Annotated in this window: 19 protein-coding genes; 4 read left to right on the forward strand and 15 right to left on the reverse strand. The window is 40.1% G+C overall.

What is annotated here, in order from left to right:
• Positions 1-55 precede the first annotated feature (55 nt).
• The 4 genes from EHQ58_RS02475 to EHQ58_RS02490 are packed head-to-tail and all read right to left on the reverse strand — an operon-like array spanning position 56 to position 3,797.
• Positions 56-805, reverse strand: a complete 750-nt coding sequence (locus EHQ58_RS02475) for an MptA/MptB family glycosyltransferase (protein WP_135621765.1) — start codon at positions 803-805, stop codon at positions 56-58.
• A 1-nt stretch (position 806) separates the two neighbouring features.
• On the reverse strand, positions 807-1,520 hold the full coding sequence (locus EHQ58_RS02480; RefSeq protein WP_135622111.1) for a glycosyltransferase family 2 protein: 714 nt from the start codon (positions 1,518-1,520) through the stop codon (positions 807-809).
• Complete coding sequence (locus tag EHQ58_RS02485; protein WP_246047070.1) at positions 1,510-2,844, reverse strand: multiheme c-type cytochrome; 1,335 nt, start codon at positions 2,842-2,844, stop codon at positions 1,510-1,512. Before EHQ58_RS02485 ends, EHQ58_RS02480 begins: the two co-directional genes overlap by 11 nt.
• Positions 2,841-3,797 (reverse strand): sulfurtransferase, encoded by a 957-nt coding sequence (locus tag EHQ58_RS02490; RefSeq protein WP_167883511.1) that lies wholly within the window; start codon positions 3,795-3,797, stop codon positions 2,841-2,843. The genes EHQ58_RS02485 and EHQ58_RS02490 overlap by 4 nt, the downstream gene beginning before the upstream one ends.
• Before the next feature lie 155 nt (positions 3,798-3,952).
• On the opposite strand from EHQ58_RS02490, the gene EHQ58_RS02495 reads away from it, so the two are divergent.
• Positions 3,953-4,429, forward strand: a complete 477-nt coding sequence (locus EHQ58_RS02495; RefSeq protein WP_135621768.1) for a DUF4395 domain-containing protein — start codon at positions 3,953-3,955, stop codon at positions 4,427-4,429.
• A gap of 29 nt (positions 4,430-4,458) precedes the next feature.
• On the opposite strand, the gene EHQ58_RS02500 is transcribed toward EHQ58_RS02495, so the two are convergent.
• The 4 genes from EHQ58_RS02500 to EHQ58_RS02515 all read right to left on the reverse strand — a co-directional run bounded on the left by EHQ58_RS02500 (position 4,459) and on the right by EHQ58_RS02515 (position 8,513).
• Positions 4,459-5,631: a trans-sulfuration enzyme family protein gene (locus EHQ58_RS02500; RefSeq protein ID WP_135621769.1), complete on the reverse strand. Its 1,173-nt coding sequence runs from the start codon at positions 5,629-5,631 to the stop codon at positions 4,459-4,461.
• 134 nt (positions 5,632-5,765) lie between these two features.
• Positions 5,766-6,440 (reverse strand): ABC transporter ATP-binding protein, encoded by a 675-nt coding sequence (locus EHQ58_RS02505; protein ID WP_135621770.1) that lies wholly within the window; start codon positions 6,438-6,440, stop codon positions 5,766-5,768.
• Entirely contained in the window at positions 6,437-7,690 is a 1,254-nt protein-coding gene (locus tag EHQ58_RS02510; protein WP_135621771.1) for an ABC transporter permease, read from the reverse strand. The genes EHQ58_RS02505 and EHQ58_RS02510 overlap by 4 nt, the downstream gene beginning before the upstream one ends.
• Position 7,691: 1 nt before the next feature.
• Positions 7,692-8,513 carry an efflux RND transporter periplasmic adaptor subunit gene (locus tag EHQ58_RS02515; protein ID WP_246047071.1) on the reverse strand — a complete coding sequence of 274 codons (822 nt, stop codon included), beginning with the start codon at positions 8,511-8,513 and terminating at the stop codon, positions 7,692-7,694.
• Positions 8,514-8,557: 44 nt separating this feature from the next.
• Between EHQ58_RS02515 and EHQ58_RS02520 the strand changes: the two genes are divergently transcribed.
• A complete protein-coding gene (locus EHQ58_RS02520) occupies positions 8,558-9,814 on the forward strand; it encodes an alpha-amylase family glycosyl hydrolase (RefSeq protein ID WP_135621772.1) in 1,257 nt (418 codons plus the stop codon).
• Positions 9,815-9,830: 16 nt separating this feature from the next.
• Here the strand turns inward: EHQ58_RS02520 and mtaB are convergent, their stop codons facing one another.
• From mtaB to EHQ58_RS02555, 7 genes are all read right to left on the reverse strand, one after another.
• Complete coding sequence (gene mtaB, locus EHQ58_RS02525; RefSeq protein WP_135621773.1) at positions 9,831-11,123, reverse strand: tRNA (N(6)-L-threonylcarbamoyladenosine(37)-C(2))-methylthiotransferase MtaB; 1,293 nt, start codon at positions 11,121-11,123, stop codon at positions 9,831-9,833.
• Entirely contained in the window at positions 11,120-11,902 is a 783-nt protein-coding gene (locus EHQ58_RS02530) for a tetratricopeptide repeat protein (RefSeq protein WP_135621774.1), read from the reverse strand. Before EHQ58_RS02530 ends, mtaB begins: the two co-directional genes overlap by 4 nt.
• A gap of 2 nt (positions 11,903-11,904) precedes the next feature.
• Entirely contained in the window at positions 11,905-12,333 is a 429-nt protein-coding gene (locus EHQ58_RS02535) for a hypothetical protein (protein ID WP_135621775.1), read from the reverse strand.
• Between the two features lie 4 nt (positions 12,334-12,337).
• The gene (locus EHQ58_RS02540) at positions 12,338-14,884 is read right to left on the reverse strand and encodes an ATP-dependent Clp protease ATP-binding subunit (protein WP_135621776.1); all 2,547 of its coding nucleotides are present in this window, start codon (positions 14,882-14,884) and stop codon (positions 12,338-12,340) included.
• A gap of 62 nt (positions 14,885-14,946) precedes the next feature.
• Positions 14,947-15,696: an ATP--guanido phosphotransferase gene (locus EHQ58_RS02545; protein ID WP_135621777.1), complete on the reverse strand. Its 750-nt coding sequence runs from the start codon at positions 15,694-15,696 to the stop codon at positions 14,947-14,949.
• 3 nt (positions 15,697-15,699) lie between these two features.
• Positions 15,700-16,398 carry an ABC transporter ATP-binding protein gene (locus tag EHQ58_RS02550; protein WP_135621778.1) on the reverse strand — a complete coding sequence of 233 codons (699 nt, stop codon included), beginning with the start codon at positions 16,396-16,398 and terminating at the stop codon, positions 15,700-15,702.
• Positions 16,391-17,743, reverse strand: a complete 1,353-nt coding sequence (locus tag EHQ58_RS02555; RefSeq protein ID WP_135621779.1) for an ABC transporter permease — start codon at positions 17,741-17,743, stop codon at positions 16,391-16,393. Before EHQ58_RS02555 ends, EHQ58_RS02550 begins: the two co-directional genes overlap by 8 nt.
• A gap of 60 nt (positions 17,744-17,803) precedes the next feature.
• Here EHQ58_RS02555 and EHQ58_RS02560 point away from each other — a divergent pair, with 60 nt between their 5' ends.
• Together EHQ58_RS02560 and EHQ58_RS02565 are read left to right on the forward strand one after the other, a co-directional pair.
• The gene (locus EHQ58_RS02560; protein ID WP_135621780.1) at positions 17,804-18,790 is read left to right on the forward strand and encodes a hypothetical protein; all 987 of its coding nucleotides are present in this window, start codon (positions 17,804-17,806) and stop codon (positions 18,788-18,790) included.
• A gap of 5 nt (positions 18,791-18,795) precedes the next feature.
• Positions 18,796-19,815: an LIC_10230 family protein gene (locus EHQ58_RS02565; RefSeq protein WP_135621781.1), complete on the forward strand. Its 1,020-nt coding sequence runs from the start codon at positions 18,796-18,798 to the stop codon at positions 19,813-19,815.
• Positions 19,816-19,823 lie beyond the last annotated feature (8 nt).

Genomic DNA, 19,823 nt, shown 5'->3' on the forward strand with positions numbered 1-19,823 from the left:
AAAATATCCGACTGTAATTTTGTAAGATACGAGTCACTGCTAATTTCTGTTAGCGCTAGCTTGGATAGGTCCTGTTTGTCATAAAGCCAGGCATTAAAAAAAGAAAATTAATCTTAATCTGCATTATTATTGAAAAGATAATGGATGAAATTAAAAATCTTCGTTTCTGGAATTGGCTTAAAATGATGAAAAAGAAAAAGAGAATCATCCCTTCGAAGTGAATTTGTGATGCTGATTCTAATACTAACAAAGGATTGCCAACAAAGATCCAATAGATACGCAAATCTTTGGTCTTTGCTTTCATGATAATCAAATTGAAAATATCAAAAATAAAAAGTATCAATTGGAGGCAAACTACTTGGTAAAAAAGGTTTTCCAATCCCAGTATCCAAGGGATTGCAAATATTCCCTGCAAGATCACTGGATAAACAGAATAATAGTTTTTGCTATTTAGATTTTCATAAATTTCGAGCAGGTTCGTATGTCTAAATTCATTTTTTGTCATCCATTCTAACGGTGTAAATACAAAAGGGGAGCTACCTTGGAATGATAAAAATCCATCCCAAAGAAATCGATAGAAATCATCGCTTAAGACGGGAATGGCGAAGAGAGAAGCCAGACGCAAAACGATTCCCATCCCAAAAATTCCATTTAGAGAGACACTTGAAACATATCTTAAGATTAGAAAATAAAAACTGAAAGATACGAAAAGAAAGGCGAGAAAAGTATCCCATTCGGTTCTGTTTAGAAAAGGTAAGAATATTTTAAGAAAGAGGGCATATGATAAAGATAGAAAATAAAACATTTTAGGATTTTTTCGGAGGTAACATTGTTAATTTGAAAAAAGTAAACAGTATTTTGACTCCAACACGAATTGCCATTGGCAACGTTCCCGAGATTTTGGAAACCCCATACTTTCTTTTTCGATACGAGACAGGTATTTCCAGAATTTTTAAGTTCTCTTGGATGGCTCGGATTTGCATTTCTATATTCCAGCCCCATGTTGTATCCCGAAGTTGCATGCTCTTTAATGCACTCAAGCGAATCATGCGTAGCGGACCTAAATCCGTAAATCTTCTACGATAAAAAAGAAAAATCAAAAAACAAGTCAACCAGTTGCCGTATTTTTGGATGAAACCCAAGGAACCCCGCTCTGCAAAACCGAGCACTCGGGATCCGATAAGCAAATCAACATCGGAATCATGAAAAATTTTGAAAAGATTCAATAGATCCGTTGGGTCATCCGAACCATCTGCATCCATTATGAGAATCCATTTCGCAATTCCTTGAATGCACCGAATACCCGCCAAACATGCATTACCATATCCTAATCTGGGTTCATCTACTACTGTCACACCTTTATGTTTTGCAATCGCGGCCGTATTGTCAGTTGAAGCGTTATTTACTATGATGATCTGAGAAGGCTTAAATAAACCTAAATGCAAAATTCCATCGATGACCGAAACAATATTCTCCTCCTCATTCCTGGCAGGTATAATAATAAAGCCATCACTCTCCACGTCGCTTCTCGTTTCTTTTAAACAATTCCTGCAAACTTGTCTCACTCGCCCGTTTGCTTTTTAAGTCAAATGTAGATTCCAAGATTATGGAACTATGCGGATAATTTTCTTTTAAAGATGATATTTTAGTTTGTATGAATGGATCTGCATGTTTAACCGATGATGACATGTAAGCAGAAGTCGTTTCTTTTAGTTTTACATGATAGATTCGAAATATAATTTTCGTTACTTGATTGCTCGGAATTTTTTCTTTCCAGATTCTTGTTTCCTTCGGACGCAATCGGTTTTCGGATACAAGCTCAGCCTCTGGGTTCCACTTCCAAGTTTGTCCAATCAAGGATACTTTTTTTTCTATCTCGCGCTGCGCCTCATCTAAAAAAACCAACTCCAAACGTAAAAATCTTTCTGGATCCCCCGAAGGTACATAATGTCCAGCATTTGCATTTTGATAGGTAATTTTAATTTCTTCTGATTTTGATTGCTCCCAGCCGTTCAGTATGACACCGGGTTTGTAGCCACCTGGTATCTGTTTCTCGTAAAGAGAAAACTCTTTAGGAACACCACCACCGATAAATGCGTGCTTATGAGAATTGCGAATAGGTTTCTTTAAAACTCCATCCACAAAACTTCTTTTCACATCCGGCAAATGACAAGAAACACAATCTTTTCCTGGGAAATGAGGTTGTGCTTCCTTCATCTCATCTCCTGTTTTAAAATAACAAACCAGAGAAGAGCTCAGATTATATGTTTCGTTATGACAATCAAGACAACGAGTTCTTAGTTTCTGTTGATCAATTCTCACTGGATGAGGAGGACTCGTTTTCCCATTTCCACCTAGAACGTATGCTTTACCCACTTCATCGACGCGCACATGACACGTAGCACACGTTACGGCTTCATTTTTCATGATGAGATCAAACCCTGGATTGATTGCTTCAATAGGTCGATTGAAGTCGCCATGGTTTAAAGCCTCGATCCTCGTCTCTCTCTGGTTTTGCACCGGGATATGACAATTTAAGCAAATCCATTCCGGCTGCCCTGGCTTAGACAATTCCGCCTGGAATTGTAAATCTGATAATGCATGTGCATGAGTCGAGGACTGCCATTCCTTATATATTTCGGTGTGGCATTTCCCACAATTCTCTGCTCGAGGTTCACCTACCCCATCTAACTTAGGCAATTGGGGGATTGTTTTGCTCCAGACTTTCCCTGGGAAAACAGATTCGAGAGGGACTGGTCGTAAGGAAAATTGATTCCATATAACATACCCGGATCCGATCACGCTAACAAAGCTGATCGAAAATAAAATTTTTGTAAATTTCACTCCGGTCCTTTTTTTAAGGGGAACGAATTTGCATCCATTGATGTCCATTCCCACATAGAACCTGAGTAATTTTTTGCTTTTATTCCATAAGAAATAAACACAGATGTGGTAAACGCAGATCGAATGCCACCGGTACAATAAGAGATAATAGGCTTGTCTAATGGTATTTTTTTAGATACTAAGATTTCTAAAATTTTTTCTCGAGATTTTACATAACCTTCCGAATCTATAAAATCTTTATAGTAAATCCATTTAGCGCGCGGTATATGACCACCGCGAGACTCACCATATGGTGTTGAACCAAGGAATTCTCTTTCTTCGCGAACATCCAAAACAGAACTTTCTATTTGTTGTCTACTAATTTGAGCGAGTAAATTTTCTGCTGTGATATCATAAGTCGATTCCTTCGCGACTTGGCTTGGTTCTATCCTTGATACTTCATTTAAGAGAGCGGAACTTCCTTGTCTCTGTTTTTCCAGAAATTTATCCGCACCGCCATCAACGAGATAAGAACGATGAAAACCCGCAGATCGTAAAGTCCATACGATGCGTCCCTCTTCCCCCCAGCCGTCTAACGGATCACCTACAACAATTATTTTATCTTGATGTTTTATGCCTAACTCATCAAGTTTTTTTGCCAATTGATCCTTTGGAAGCAGTCTCCCTTTTAATGGGGAATTAGGGACTGAGTAATCTTCCCAGTTTACAATTTTAGCGGTTGGAATGGATTTTAAGAATCGATCATCTAGGGAGCGGGCATCTAACAAAAAGGCGCCGGTTTGCGTTAATGCGACGGCTTGTCCTGGAGAAATGATCCAAGATGCGGCTAGGTCCCATTTTTTATCGGCAGATGGGTGGCTGCGAAGATGGTCCGAAAGAGCAAGCATGACACAAAACAAGAAGCCTAAAATGCCGTATGATTTTAAGAGCAATGTGAATACCTGACGTGCCATAGTTCCCTCTTTTCGTAAAAACAACCGAATTTTTGCGTATATTCTGAGATTAGACTGTAAAATGTCAATAAATCGAACTATTCCTCTGCAAAAACGAATTTTTTCTTGCGATTGGAACATAGAACGCCAGTCTGATTTCTGTAGGAGACGAAATGATGAAGATAGGTGATTATCCAGATGTTGTAAACGAAAATGTGACGCGAATGGTTGCCGCAACCGTCGTGGTTCTAGGACTCGTGAGTATTTTTTTTCCGAACCCGTATTCCCTGGGAATTCTATTTTACGGTTTTGCCGCTCGCCTTAGCTTCGGCCCTAAATTTGAGCCTTTTGCTTTTCTTACCTCAAGGTATCTAGTTCCAAAATTAGGCATCTCTTTTGTTCCGACTGCAGGCCCTCCAAAGAGATTTGCACAGCTGATTGGACTTTGCTTCGCATCATCATCCATCATTTTATGGATCATCGGAAAACTCACTGCCTATAAGATTGTCCTCGGTATCTTAGTTTTTTTTGCATCCCTTGAGTCCTTTTTAGGATGGTGCGCAGGCTGCTTCTTTTTTGCCATCTTGATGAAGTTAGGTGTGATACCCGATGATATTTGCGAGAAATGTAACAACCTAAATTACAACAAATAGAATCTGAGAATAAAATCGCCTTCCATTCTTTACTTTGAATTTGCCAAGGCCTGTGAAACTTCTTCGATGATATCATCAATGTGTTCAAGACCCACTGAGATACGAATGAGACCAGGCTTGATTCCCACAGCTAATCTCTCATCCTCAGATAACTTGGCATGTGTTGTGGAGGCTGGATGCGTAACAGTAGTACGCGAATCACCAAGATTTGCCGTTAAAGAAAACCATTTTAGTGCATCTAGGAATTTTCTTCCTCTTTCTAGACCACCTTTCACTACCAAGGTCACGATCCCACCACCTAATTTCATTTGTTTTTTGGCGAGCACGTATTGTGGATGAGATGGCAAAAAAGGATACTTTACTAGTTCGATCTCGTCATGTTTTTCTAAAAATTCTGCTAATTTTAAAGCATTTTCCGAATGTTTTTCCATCCGAATGGCAAGCGTCTCTAAACTTTTAGATATGATCCAAGCGTTCATGGGGGAAAGCGAAGGTCCAGTTGCACGTGCGATGAATCGAATTTCCTTGATGAGATCCTTTCTTCCAAGTACCGCGCCCGCGATGACTCTTCCTTGTCCGTCCAAAAATTTTGTTCCTGAATGAACGACTAAATCCGCACCCCATTCAGCGGGTCTTTGTATGTAAGGTGTGCAAAAACAATTATCCACAATGAGGATCAAGTTATGTGCTTTGCAAAATGCGGAGATCCAACTTAAATCGATAATATCAAGTGCTGGATTCGAAGGGGTTTCAATAAATACGATTTTCGTATTTGGTTTCACGCCGGCTTCCCATTCTTCGATATTCCCGATATCTGCATAAGTGTGCGAAATATTGAATCTTGGAAAAATTTGAGTGAGTACTGAATGTGTTGATCCAAAGATTGATCTGGATGCAAGAATATGATCACCAGATTTTAGTAAGGCGAACATCGAGTTAAAGACAGCCGCCATGCCTGAGGCAAAAGGAACTCCGTCTTCCGTCTTCTCCATTCTTGCCAATTTATCCATTAATTCGGTAGTGTTCGGATTGGAAAAACGTGAGTACATATTTCCTTGCACTTCTTCAGCAAAGATTGCCCTGGCATGCTCCGCATCCTCGAAAATAAAACTAGAGGTCATAAAGAGAGGAGTCGAATGCTCGTTCTGAGCCGTTCGTGGAGTTTGGATGCGGATCGCATCGGTTTCAAAATTTTCAAACATGGCTTTTCCAGGATGGAAAAGCGCCTGAGGGAAGCATCATTTTTTTGACAGAATATCTGCTATTGCCTTCAAAATCAGCCAATATAGCAGATTTTTTGATAAAAAATCAAGGACCATCGCTATAAAATTATGAGTTAATCAATTTTAAAAATTTTCCCGTCTTGGAGGTGGACTCTTTTTTTTGCTGCATTCGCATAATCCATATCATGCGTAACAAATATAATTGTCGTTCCCTCTTCTCGATTGATTTTTTTAAATATTTCTATCACCTTATCGCCGTTTGCCGTATCTAGGTTTCCCGTAGGTTCGTCTGCGAATATAAATTTTGGCTTTTGAATGAGTGCGCGAGCAATGGCGACTCTTTGTTGTTCCCCTCCGGACATTTGGCTTGGCATTTTATGGGTGCAATGTGTCAGCGAAAATTCATTCAAAAGGTGATTGGCATATTCGCTTACCTGTTTCAATTGGTTTTGTTTACGCGCAGGCATGGTAATATTTTCAATCGCGGTAAGCTCCGGCAGCAGATAATGAAACTGAAAGACAAAACCAATGTTTTCATTGCGGAGCTTGTGAATCATCTTCTCATCCGTAGCAGAGAGATCATAGCCGCCTAGAGAAACAGTCCCTGATGTTGGATTATCAAGCCCGCTAACGATGTACAACAGAGTGGACTTACCGGAACCTGACTTACCTATGAGAGCGACAAATTCACCGATTTCAATCTCAAGAGAGATATCCTTGATGATATCAATAGGAGGATCTCCAAACGATTTAATTATATTTTTTGCGATTAGGCCGTCTTTTATCATGCAGCCCCGCGAATGATTTCAACTGGCGAAAGATGGCTTGCCATTCTCGCCGGAATATAGCTGGCTATGGTTGCACTGAGCATCGCAATCAAAAAGGCCTTTACATAAATGATCGTATCCCACGATATCTGCATGGTTCGTATCACTGCTTTTACATTTCCTTTCGAAGATCCTAGAGGAATGCCCTCAATCATATAACATCCGAAGGCACCAACAAATAACCCTAAGATGGCTCCTACTAGACCTAAAATGATACCTTGAATTAAAAATAAAATGATCGTGTCTCTCCCATCAAAGCCAATGGATCGTAAGATGGCAACTTCCTTCTTCTTCTGATTCACAACCATATTCAATATATTATAAATACCGAAAGCAACAACGAGTATGATGGTAAAGGTAGTTGAATTTCTTACTATATCCTGCGTTTTAAAAACGGAGAGGATACTCTCATTTGCCTGGTCCCAACTTTCGACTTTATCCCTGCTATAATACGCCCACTCCTCTGCGATCCCAGCCGCATCCCTTACGTTTAAAATTTTTACAATGATTTGTGAGACTTCACCGCTGGAATTTGTAATCCCTTGAACAACGGACAATGTACCGTAGGAGGAAACATCATCAATAAGGCGATTACCAGTTCGAAGCACGCCCAATATTTTTAAAGGTGATGTGTTTCCCTTGGGAGTTAAAACTTGAATTGTATCACCTACCTTTGCACCAAGTTTTGTCAGTATCCCGTCTCCAAGTATACCTAGAGAACCACCTTCCCCCAAATTTTTCAATTTTGTATCAAAAACATAAGTCTCAAGATTGGTTACCTTACCCTGACGAATAGGGTCTATCCCTACAAATCTAGCGGGAGCAGTCGTTTTACCGTTGATAAAAATCACTTCTCGCGTTAATTGAGGTGAGTAAGCAATGACACGTTCATCTTTACTAAGTCTATCTAGCCATCCTTTAACATTTGTAAGTCTCGAATTATCTGTCCTACCGGAAGGAGGGGACAACCATTTAACCTCCGCTCCCGTAAAAAAAATATCTTCAAATGTTCTTTCCGTAATTATCTCATCACGAGGTGAAATTTTTATTTGCCCATCCGAATTGACAAGTTGTTCCATGATCACAGTCTGAAATCCAAGCATAATACCAGAGAACATAACATAACCGGCAGTTCCGAGTAAGATACCGAGTACGGTAAGTATCGTCTGCTGTGGCCTGGAGATAATTTGTCTGATCGCTAAAAAAAACATATTATTTTCGATTCACAAAAACTTCATCATTTTCAGCTAAATCGCCATCTATCAATTCACCAAACTCCGAATTAATGGCTCCCAACTTGATTTCAATTTTGCTTTTTTTGCCATCTCGAATGCGAATGATCTTTCCTTTATCTGCGGCGATGAGCGGAACCAAAATCACATTTTCCTTTCTGCTGACTTCAATAGCAACATCGGTCGTCATCTCTGCGAGGATCCCTTCAGGGAGTTTCGGAGAATTGATCCTTACTATAAATTGACCATGCGAGGGATAGACACGCTCAACGATTCCTTCATATACATGTCCACGAATGGATTCAAAACTTAATTGTGCTTTCTGATTTGCTTTTACTCTTAGTGCTGATTCTTGGTCCAGAGAAACCTGAATGAAGGCTGACTTCATATCGATTAGTTCCAATATGGGAACACCTGGCATTGCAATTTCATTTTTAGAAAGGGTAAGATTCGTTATGATGCCTGAGAAAGGAGCCTTAAAGACAATCCCTGAATCATTACTGAGGAGCGGCGCCCCTTTGGTTACATATTGCCCCTCTTCTATATATAAATCTTTGATCGATGCGGAGATGCCAAATTTTAAAGAATAACTCTGTAATGGTTTGACCGTTCCTAAAGCATAGACTGCCTCTACTATCGATCCCCGAGAAATGGTCAGACTCTCTTTGTTTGATTGTTTCAAAATAAGAAAAATTACCGAAAGAAGTAAAACCAGGCCGCCGCCTAGTCCAAGATACTTTTTATTCAAAGCCATATGGATGATCTTGCGAATGAGCCAATCCCTTGGCGATCGATATTCCAAATAAATCCTTGTCAAAGTTATGATAATTATCATGCTTCCTCGATATGAACCAAACAGACACAGCCGTTACTCGTGGGAATGGACAGGACATTTTATTACAGGCTTTCCATTGGAATCTTGTAAAAAGCCATGGAACAGGTACGCTCGACCAGCAAGACAAAACTTGGTATCAAATCTTAATCCAAAAAGTAAAAGAAATTGCAGAGATGGGGATCACGATTGTCTATCTTCCGCCACCTTGGATCGATGATTCAAAATGGGAAAAAGACGAAAAACATGGGGGTGGGGAAGGATATTTTTGGAGAGATTTTGATTTAAACTCAAGATACGGAACTAAACATCAATTAATCGAACTCGTTCAAATTTTTCACAGATATAATATTAAAGTCATCATTGATATTGTACTCAACCATCGAGATCGGTTTAGAATGCAGAATGACGTATGGCATTTTCCAGGTCCTGCATGGCGTGCCAATGGCAGTGACACAGGTGGTGCCTTTTTTGATGGAAGCTGCGATCTAAAGCTTGACCAGCCGGAAGTTTACGAGAGGTTCAAACACGCATTAAATGAGCTACTTGATGATTGTCAAGTAGACGGCTGGCGTTGGGATTTCGTTTGGGGATATCATCCCAATGACGTTTTTAATTTGATCAAAGACACAAAGAAGGTAGAATATTTTTCTGTAGGTGAATATTGGCAGGCAGCAAACATTACGGATGATCCCATGTTTAAACGCTACGGAGGAAGTGAGAGCTCGCGTATCATAGGTTGGGCGAAGGATTCAGGTTGCTGCGTATTTGATATGGTTCTGAAAAGGGAAATCAATTCTGCAACTGCATACAATCTAAAAAATGGACTGAACCTTCATAATGATCCTGAGATACGGTCCTCTATCGCTACTCTTGTAGAAAACCATGATACAGGTGCCTCCCCCTATTCTCCCTCCAATGGTTGGGGACAAAAAGTATGGGAATGTCCACCAAACTTTAAATCAAGGGCCTATGCGTTTATTTTATCCACTCCCGGCACACCTTGCGTCTATTGGCCAGATTACTTTGATTGGGGATTAACAGAGATTAAAGATTTAATCCGAGCCCGGAAAAAGGCAGAAATCACATCGAGATCGGAATGGATAAATTTTTCCGAATCATGTGGCGGTTTTGCCGCAATTATAAAAAACGCGAAAGGCATGGAAGCTCTTGCCGTGTCCATTGATTCCTCGTTCCAAGCTCCAGATCTTTCTTGGGAAATCGAAGCTGAAAAAAAAGGCGAGTGGACTGTTTGGTTAAAAAAAAGTTAACAAGGCTTAATAAGAATTAGCTAGGTCGAAAGGTAAAGACCATCTCAGATTCCTTACCAGGGATTTTGATCAGATCTTTCGGAGTTACATCCAGAAATTGACCTGTATGTAAAAATTGATAATCTGACTCGTGTTCTAGTTTTCCCTTCAGATAATTGGAGGTCACGAGTCTGCCACCTGTTTCCAGAATGGCTTCCTGAAGCTGACCGATTTGTCTACGGGCGTAGGCTTCATTCAAATCAGAACTAAGTGCCATCAGCTCCAAAACACGTCGTTTCTTTTCATCTCCTGGAATTGGATCACCAATCTCTTCCGAGGAAGTTCCTTTTCTCACAGAATAAGGGAAAGCATGAATTTTAGCAAACCCTAGTTCTGTGATCAGTGATTTGGTTTCTTCAAATTCAGGTAGAGATTCATTCGGAAACCCAACAATGGCATCAGTTCCTAAAAATAGCCCTGGTATTTTCTGTTTCGCTTTCTCTATCCTTAGGCGGAAAGAGTCGGGATGGTAGGTTCGTTTCATCGCTTTTAAGACAGAACGACTTCCACTTTGCAAAGGAACATGTAAAAATTTACAAAATCTAGAGTGAGTCATCAAATCAAGCAATCCATCACCAACATCTGGCGGCTCGATGGAGGAAAGACGCAATCTTGAATATTCTAATATTTTCAAAATTGCTTCCAAAAGATTTAAAAAACCTTTTTCACCATTTTCCAGCCTATACCAACCAAGGTTAACGCCTGTTAATTGTATTTCGCCCACTCCATGGTCTTGCAAAAATCTTACTTGTTCTAAAACATCAACGAAATTTCGACTAACACCGAGTCCGCGAGCTGAGGGTATTTTACAATAAGAACATTTTCTATTACAACCGTCTTGGATTTTTAGATAGGCACGTGTATGACCTTCGGGTAACACATCAGAATAAGAAAATCTGTCTAATGGTTTTTCAATGATTTGCTCTCTGCCTTCCCAATCTTCCAAAATTTTATATGGAAGTGAACTTTTTTCACCATTCCCATAAACAGCAGTGACGCCAGGAATGGCAGAAATAATTTCTTTATCCGTTTCCGCATAACAACCAGTCACATAAATTTTAGCGCCTGGATTTGATCTTATCGCATTTCGAATGATATTTCGATTTTTGACATCGGCTTTGTTGGTGACCGTACAGGTATTAACAACAATATACTTTGCATCTTCATTTTGAAGAGCAAGCGAAAAGCCTCGGTCTTTTAAAACCGAGTACAATCCATCCGTTTCAAAAAAATTAAGACGGCAGCCAAGAGTATGAAATTTGATTTTCACGCAGAAGGGATAGCGCTGATGCGACGACCGTTTTCCTTCACTGATGTTTGGTCTGGAGCAAGATTTTCTGCTCGTTGGATGCAAAGTTTTGCCTCTTCAAGATAGGTAACCGCATCCTTTTTTTTGCCCAACTTCACATTTTGATAGTACATGGCTTCCTGAACTAGGGCTAAATTATTCCAAACACTTGCCGATTTATCATTGATTGAGGAGGCCCAACGTAAACTGACATCCGCTTTCTCATAACTCTTCATCGAGTAGTATATTTTGCCTTCTAATTCGAGAAAACGAACATCATTTGGATGATTGGCCTTTGCCTTTTCGATCTGTGAAAGCGCGACTTTATCAGCTCCTCTGCTCGCAAGGGCGAGGGCATAAAAATATCTAATTTCTGCGTTTGAGGAATACAGCGGGACGAACTTCTCACATAATTCGATGATAGCTTTCCACTTTTTAAAGTGGGCAAGGATTCCCAGCATATCGCTAGCAAGATTCTCATCATCCGGTTTTCTCTTTCGAGCTTCCTGTATGGAAGAATATGCATTTTCAAAATCATTTAACTTATCATAATTATAAGCAAGGAGGGCATAACTTTCGTAAGTTGCCTTTCCTTCTGAGAGCAGTGACTTAAGTAACCCTATCGATTTGGGATAGTTCTTAAGCTTGTATTCTTCTACAGCTTGAAAGTAGGAGGATCCAGATATCGGAGTCGTATCTTCTGCCGATAATTGTAGATGGAAAAGTGTTATGAGTGAGAGAATGGCAATCTTTATTTTCATATTCAGTCCGAGGGAACGCCGACCCAGTTTAAATTTACCTGATCAATGCGAGAGTGATAAGGTTCAATGGGGTCTATGTATATAAAAACGCTTCCCCCCCCAGAAAGCAAGAAATGTTCTATGTGCTCCTCGGTGATGAATTCCCTATCATCAATATATAAGATGGGAATTTGATTCGGACCCAGATGCAAATGAAACTCTTGTCCAGGCAAAAAGTCTGAAATATTTAAGTAACCCGCTCCAAAATAGAGCCCGGATTGGAAGTAGTATTTATAATGAACTTTGACTTCAGGTAAGACCAGATTGGGCTGGATGATCCCAATCTGGATTTTTTCAATCGAGGCGACCGTTCTGATCTTACGAAGTTGGAACCATATTTTCCTAATAAAAAAATAGGAAAAAAGGAACAGCAATGGGATCAGAATTGCCATTACATCAAACGAGCGCTAAGTCTCTCTCCTCTTCGCTAGATGATGAATCGTCATCTTTTTTGACAGGTTCTTTGTAATCTGTCCAAGGGCTTTCAGCAAAGGTCAATTTGCCATCCACTAAATCGACGGCGATTTTTGTAGGATTTTCATAAACACCTTTTAAAGATTGCACAGCCATATAATCTTCTAATTCGCGTTGGAATACTCTTCGAAGTGGCCTAGCACCATAATTCTGATCATAACCTATCGTCGCAAAATGCTCCTTAGCGGGAGATGTTAGATCAACGTGAACTTTCTTCTCAGTGAGTCTCTTGTTAAAATCCTTTAACATGATATCCACAATCAGAACAATTTCCTCTTTTTTCAATGGAGCAAAATATACAACTTCATCCACACGGTTTAGAAACTCAGGGTTAAAGTGTTTTTTCAACTGTTCGCGAGCTTGGTCAGCTTTATACTGTTCTCTCTCTGCTTCGAAGTCCTCAAAACCCAATCTTCCACCTTTAGAAATCTCTTTGGCTGCAATGTTAGAAGTCATGATGATGATGGTATCACGAAAGTTAACTTTACGACCTTTCGTATCCGTCAAATTCCCCTCTTCCATTATCTGAAGCAATATGTTGAACAAATCATGGTGTGCTTTTTCGATCTCATCGAGTAGAACAAGACTATATGGCCTTCTTCTAACGAATTCGGTCAATTGACCCCCATCATCGTAACCTACATAGCCAGGAGGTGCCCCAATCAATCGAGAAACTGCATGTGGCTCCATATATTCGGACATGTCGATACGCAACATAGCTTCTTCTGAACCAAACAATTGCTCTGCGAGAGCCTTTGCAAGCTCTGTTTTTCCAACACCCGTCGGTCCAAGGAAGATAAAGGAACCTGTAGGTCGTTTTTCACTTTTTAGTCCAGTGCGAGAACGTCGAACAGCTCTGGCTACTTTGTCAATCGCTTCGGATTGTCCGACTATACGATCTTTGATGACATGCTCTAGGTTTAGAAGTTTGTTGTTTTCTGTTTGTTCCATTTTCTTTAATGGTATACCTGTCCACAAACTAACAACCGATAGGATATCTTCTTCTTCAATCGAAACAGCAAAACCTTCTATGCGCTCTTGCCATTGTTTGATTTTCTCTTCCAAAAGAATTTTTTTACGATTCACTTCATCTCGAACAGCAGCTGCCTTTTCGTATTCTTGTCCTCTTACCAAATCTTCTTTTTTTGTGGAGAGAGTTTTGATTTCTTCTTCGATTTCCTTAATTTCTGCAGGTCGTTGGCAGTTTGCAAGTCTCGCCTTGGCACCAGCTTCATCGATGATGTCAATTGCCTTATCCGGAAGGAAACGGTCATTGATGTATCTATGAGAGAGTTTAACCGCTTGCTCCAATGCTTTTGCCGAATAACGTACCTTATGATGCGCTTCGTAAGCTTTTTTCAAACCAGTAAGAATTAGAATCGCATCATCTACTGATGGTTCTGCCACTTTTACCATTTGGAATCGTCTTTCTAAAGCTGCATCTTTCTCAATATACTTTCGATATTCGTTGCTCGTTGTTGCACCAATGCACTGAAGTTCACCACGAGCAAGAGCAGGTTTTAAAATATTTGCTGCATCTACTGCACCCTCGGCAGCTCCGGCGCCAATTAACGTGTGCAACTCGTCGATAAAGATGATGATGTTCTGGGAAGAAACAATCTCTTTCATGATTTTTTTGAGACGTTCTTCAAACTCACCACGATATTTCGTTCCAGCAATAAGGCTCGCTAAATCGAGAGAGAGTACTCGCTTTTCGAAAAGTAAATCAGGTACTAACTTTTCAACGACAGCTTGCGCAAGTCCCTCGACGATCGCCGTCTTTCCAACTCCAGACTCGCCGACGAGTACTGGGTTGTTTTTTGTCTTACGTGATAAAATTTGAATGACTCGTTCTATTTCTTTTGCTCGACCGATGACGGGATCTAGCTTTTTCTCTTTTGCAAGCTGGGTCAAATCGCGTGCAAATTCATCTAAAATGGGAGTCTTACTTTTTTCTTGGCGCGGTGGTGCCTGTGTTGTCTGTTGTTGCGTTTGCTGGTTACCCGAACTTGCTCCAACAGCGCTTGCAGGAGGCGCCCCTAAAAGTCTTAATATTTCTGATTTGATTACATTATAATTCACGCTAAAGGAGGACAAGGATCCACCCGCAATATTATTATTGTCACGGAGCAGAGCAAGTAATATGTGTTCGGTGCCCACATAATTATGTTTCAGCCGCTTTGCCTCCTCTTTAGAGACCTCTATCATTTTCTGATATTTGTCCTGCCCTTGAGATACATCCAAAAGCAAAGCTCCTGAATTTTCTCTAGTTCGTTTTTCTACCTCTTTCTTAAGTTCATTCAGATTGATGTTCAGATTCGTAAGAATCTTAATCGCAACTGAATCCTCTTCTCGCAAAAGCCCGAGGAGAATATGTTCAGGCCCGATGAAGTCAGAACCGAGTCTCTTGGCTTCGTCTTGCGCGATTTCGTTGATGACCCGTTTTGCTCTTTTTGTGAATTCCAACATGCCGCACCCTACCTTTTAAATCTTAGACGGAAGTCTACGATACCATCATGTACCGTACTTACTTATACTAGCCCGAGTAAACCAAGAATTTTGAAAAACCGTAGTTTTTGGAATGGATTTGCATTCTTAATCGAAATTTGTACCAAAACCGTGTCTTTCTCGTTTCTACTTACCTTACTCTCATCGGCAATCTTACGAAATTCTAAACTAAATCCTAGTTGGTTCTCTATTGAGGAAAGGATCAAAAAAAGGGATTCGGGGTTCGTACGAGCTTGCACACTCAAGCGATCCCCTCGACCACAGTTGGTAGGACAGGAATTAAGAAATCCCACTTTTGGGTTCCATGCCCATAGACCTTTTTCATATAAAAAACGAAGCGAACCTGGAAGATGAAAACATCCATTTTTTGCAAGACTAACGGGCGTTTGCATCCACTCCATACGCAGGTGGTCTTCATCACCCGTATAGAATTTGATTCCCTCGGCATTCACTTTTGCCTCGCGGGCATTTTCACCCATCTCAAAACCGTGTCGATCGAGTAGAGACCTAGTTTTATCTTTCTCGTTGGTATAGAACGGGAAAAATCCTTTTCGAAAGCACCGCGCTAGCCGCAGTCGATATGTGACATCGGACCACTCGATTTTCCCTACACTTTTTATATCTTTTATCCGAGTAAGGAGGTTTTTGTGTTCAACCGGAACACGGATCAATTTCCCAGGAAAAAAAGTATCATGGCAGTCCGGGCATCCAAATTTCCCAGTTTCTAAAAAAATGGTTTCGGTCAAACCGCAACGAACACAATACGGAATCAAAACTTAACCCGCGATAGGTGTAAGTTTGCCAGATAAAATTCGATTTCTTTTATGTGCCATAGATGCAAGTTCCATATCGTGGGTCACAAGAATTAGTGAAAATTGAAATTCTTTCTGAAGATCCTTGATCAAATCCATAAGGTGTCGAGAGTTGTCTCGATCCAAATTTCCAGTCGGTTCATCTGCAAGTATCAATTGTTTTCTACCAACTAGGGCACGGGCAACACCCACTCTTGCACTCTCTCCACCTGACAGCTGCGAGGGAAAACTTTCCGTTCTCTCCCCTAGTCCCACCAATTTTAAAATATCTCGCGAACGCTCTTTAGCTTCCTTCTGGTTTACTTTGGAAATGAGAAGCGGCATCATCACATTTTCGATCGCCGTAAAATCGGGAAGCAGAAGGTGTTGCTGAAAAATAAACGAGATTTTTTCTGCTCGAAATAATTCCCTTTGCCTTTCGTTTAGATTCTTCAACGAAACGCCACAAACATCTACTTCGCCTTCATCAAAAGAGTCCATGGCCCCGAGAATGTTTAGGAGCGTGGATTTTCCAACGCCTGATGCACCTTCAACAGATACAATCTCACCCGATTTAACTTCGAAATCCATTCCCGACAGAATATGATACTTTTGATCCACAACTTGGTAGTATTTTTGTAAACCGCGAACAGAAACAGTAGCGTTTGTAATCGTATTAGTCATTGCGTATCGTATCCACTGGATTTAAATTTGCAGCCCAACGAGCAGGGAAGTATCCGGCAAGTCCCGAGAGAATTGTAGCTGCCGTTGTTACCATAAAAATAAAGGAAATATCAATATCCACGGGGATATGATCAAAATAATAAATGTCTTTCGGAACCAGTTCTACGTTACTCCATTCTGTAGGGTTGAGAGCGTAACCCACAGCATTTATGATTTCGGATAAGCCACTGATAATGACTTCAAGTTTGGTAGCCACAAAAATTCCCCACATCCCGCCCACTAACGAAGACAAGATGCCAACAATCATCGCATTCAAAGTAAAGATTAAGAGAATATCGTTGGAGGCAAGTCCAAGTGCTTTTAAGGTTCCTATAGATTTGCGTTTAGCACGAACTAAGGAATGGACTGTGGCAACCATACCTAAGGCTGCAAGAACGATAAATAGAAATACAATGATAGAGATGATCGTTTTTTCTAATCTTAAAGCTGCTAAAAAATTTTCCTGTTCTTCGGCAATGGTTCTCACAGAAAATGCAGACTGTGCTTGGATCCCAGGATTCCATCCTTCTTCGTTTAACCGATTTAAGATTCGGGTTTTGGTCAATTTGAGATCGTCAAGCGAGTTTACCTTGATCGCAATTTGATTGACCGCATCTTTCATCTTAAAAAATTCTTGGGCCATCGGTAAGGACAAAAATACAAACTTAGAATCGTAATTATAGTATCCCGTCTTAAAAAGTCCCGTTAGGCGAAAAGTCTGAACGTTTACTTGGACACCACGTTCCACAGTAAACCTTCCCCCAGGAACCGCCATGGTGATTTCCTTTCCAATACCATACCCATAAATGGCACTCATTTCTTTACCGATCACAACCAGCTTTTTAGAATTAATATTTTGAATTTCATCCCGATTGTATTGAAGGATACGTGGAAAATTGGGAAGGCCATTCTGAATGAGCCGGTCAATGCTTTCAATCGGGACTGCCCGGATCATAATGGGATTAAAATTATTGTTACTTTGGATCAGACCGTGGCTTGTGATATTTCCTTCAATAGAAATGATGGAATCTTTCAGTTTAGGATCCGATTTCAAATGTTCAATGACCTTTTGATAGCTTCCAATCGCGCCTGAGCCAAAAGAGTTTTCTATTGTTATGTGAGGGCCACCCTGCCAAAGAGATTCCTTGACTTGTTTTTGAAACCCGTTGAAAATTGATAGGACAACAACTAGGAGCGAAACCCCTACCATCATCACGATAAAGGAAAGTCTGGATTTTATGGACAAAAACCCTAGTACTCGGGACCCGCGTATATAGCGAGTCGTAATTAATGCAACAATTCCCATGGTAACCTAATCTTTTTGACAGCTTTCTCCTTTGGACGGATACTGTCAAAAAAGAACCTTATGCCAGGAACACCAAATTACTATTCTCTAAAAGTTGTCATTCGCGACGAGGCCAATATGGTTTACACCATGTTTGCAGCCATCCTAGATCCCGTTGAGGTCAAATCGGTAAAATATGAGGGTGTGTCTAGCGGAAGTCCCTTGGTTCTACTTCCCGTACGAACAACCTTTCAGGATTTTTGCAACCGAGTGCAAAGGGTGATCTACAAAGGAGACCAATTAAAAAACATAACTAAATCTTTACAGGAGTCCTTAAAGACTGCTTTCTCTTCTGAAAGTGTGCTGACTGAGATTTTACATTATACAGACCATAACTTGGTCGATAGACTTGAATTTATTTTTTTACAACTTCATACACGGATTGCTGGTAAATCAAATCCTGCGATAGAAATTCATTATGAAGTCATCGATCCCTCAGAGATTTCCAGGACAACTGTAGATGAAGATGAGATCGCTAGAAAGGAAGCGGCAGATGCACTCACGCCACCACCAACAACGCCTGGGTTTATCATACCCATCGACAAACAACTAGTCCAGTTTCGTTTTCAGCTTTCACCAGTCAACGGGACACCTCTCACCGAACTAAAACCAGGTGATACAGTGTTTATCAGACTACTGCCAGGAGATTCCATTACGGATAATATCATCTCATCTCTCAATCTTATCAATCCAGAAGGCATTGTTCAGCAAGTACCTGCAAAGATCGTAAACATTTCAAATTCGAAAAATATTTCAGAAGTTGTCATTAAGATCAATGAACAGGTCTATGGGAAAATTTTAGAAGAGGAAAATTCTGTTAAAATTAAAACATTTGATTCATCTGCAGGCGCGGCTCCATTATTAACATCAGTAGCATCCGTCACAGCGACTTCCAAAGCGAATGCACCTCAACGAAGGGATGCAGGAGATGTTTCACATATTTTACCTTTTATGTTTATACTTGGTTTAGTTGCCATCGGTCTTGTTGCTATTTTCTTTTTTGTTTAGGTCATATGTATAAAAAATTAATTCTTTCCATAGTTCCCCTTTTGCTTTTGTTAGTTGGTGCCCATTCTCTATTCTTCGATTATGAAGTAATTTTACCTGAGCCCATTTCCTTTAGTGATACCACCGATCTTTCAAAAGTAGAAAACATGAATCCAAGAGTAGAGGTGAAACGAGGAATTTGGTTCCGTGTGGATTACATTTCATATTTGATCCATGAGCTTGAATCAGAAGTTTTACCTATCGACACCGAGCCAGAGGAAACAGTTGATAAACTCAAACGTATCTTGATTGGCCAGAGGATATTATTTTTTCTCATCCTATTTTATATGATCCTTTGTTTCTCCGCTTTTGTGAGCCATTATTTCCAAGCTTGGTTTTATCTATCTCTCAATCGCATTGTTTTTGCGTTAGGAATGTTATGGTCACTACAGCAAACATTTTTACAAATCCGTGTCCTAGCTGATGGTAACTCATGGGGGATACTGGGAATCATATTCTTCCTCACTACATTCGTGCTCAGCATATTTGCACTCGTCTTTCTGGAAAAAGGAAAAAATGAACCGAAAACGTTTGAGACATTAAAACATTCGGCTTCACTAGAGGAGGAAGGAAGAGCTCCCGAACCTACCTCCGGTGGTTCTTATCTAAAGCTTTTTTTGCACTTTTTAATCATAATCGCTGTTGGCATCTTGATCGGAAATTTTGTATACATTCCGTTGTTTTTATTGCAAAAGCATTATGTAACCGAGTTTACCATTTTTATCTTTTCACTACTCGCTCTGTTATCTGGATTTTATATCTATAATTATGGAAAGGTTGGTGGTGAAAAATCACTCTCAAATTGGCAAAATACACTCGTGAGCATTGCCTATTTACAATTTCGATTTTTAAGGAATGGATTTTTTGGACTTTTTGCAACCATACTGGTTGTGTTCTTTGTAACTTTCCTATTTAGCATTCTATTGCTCAATATTGATTTAATCCAGGCAAACACTGGATTATTTACGAAAGGTACAGAATTTTAAAATATGCC

This window comes from Leptospira ognonensis (assembly GCF_004770745.1).
Lineage (GTDB): Bacteria > Spirochaetota > Leptospiria > Leptospirales > Leptospiraceae > Leptospira_A > Leptospira_A ognonensis.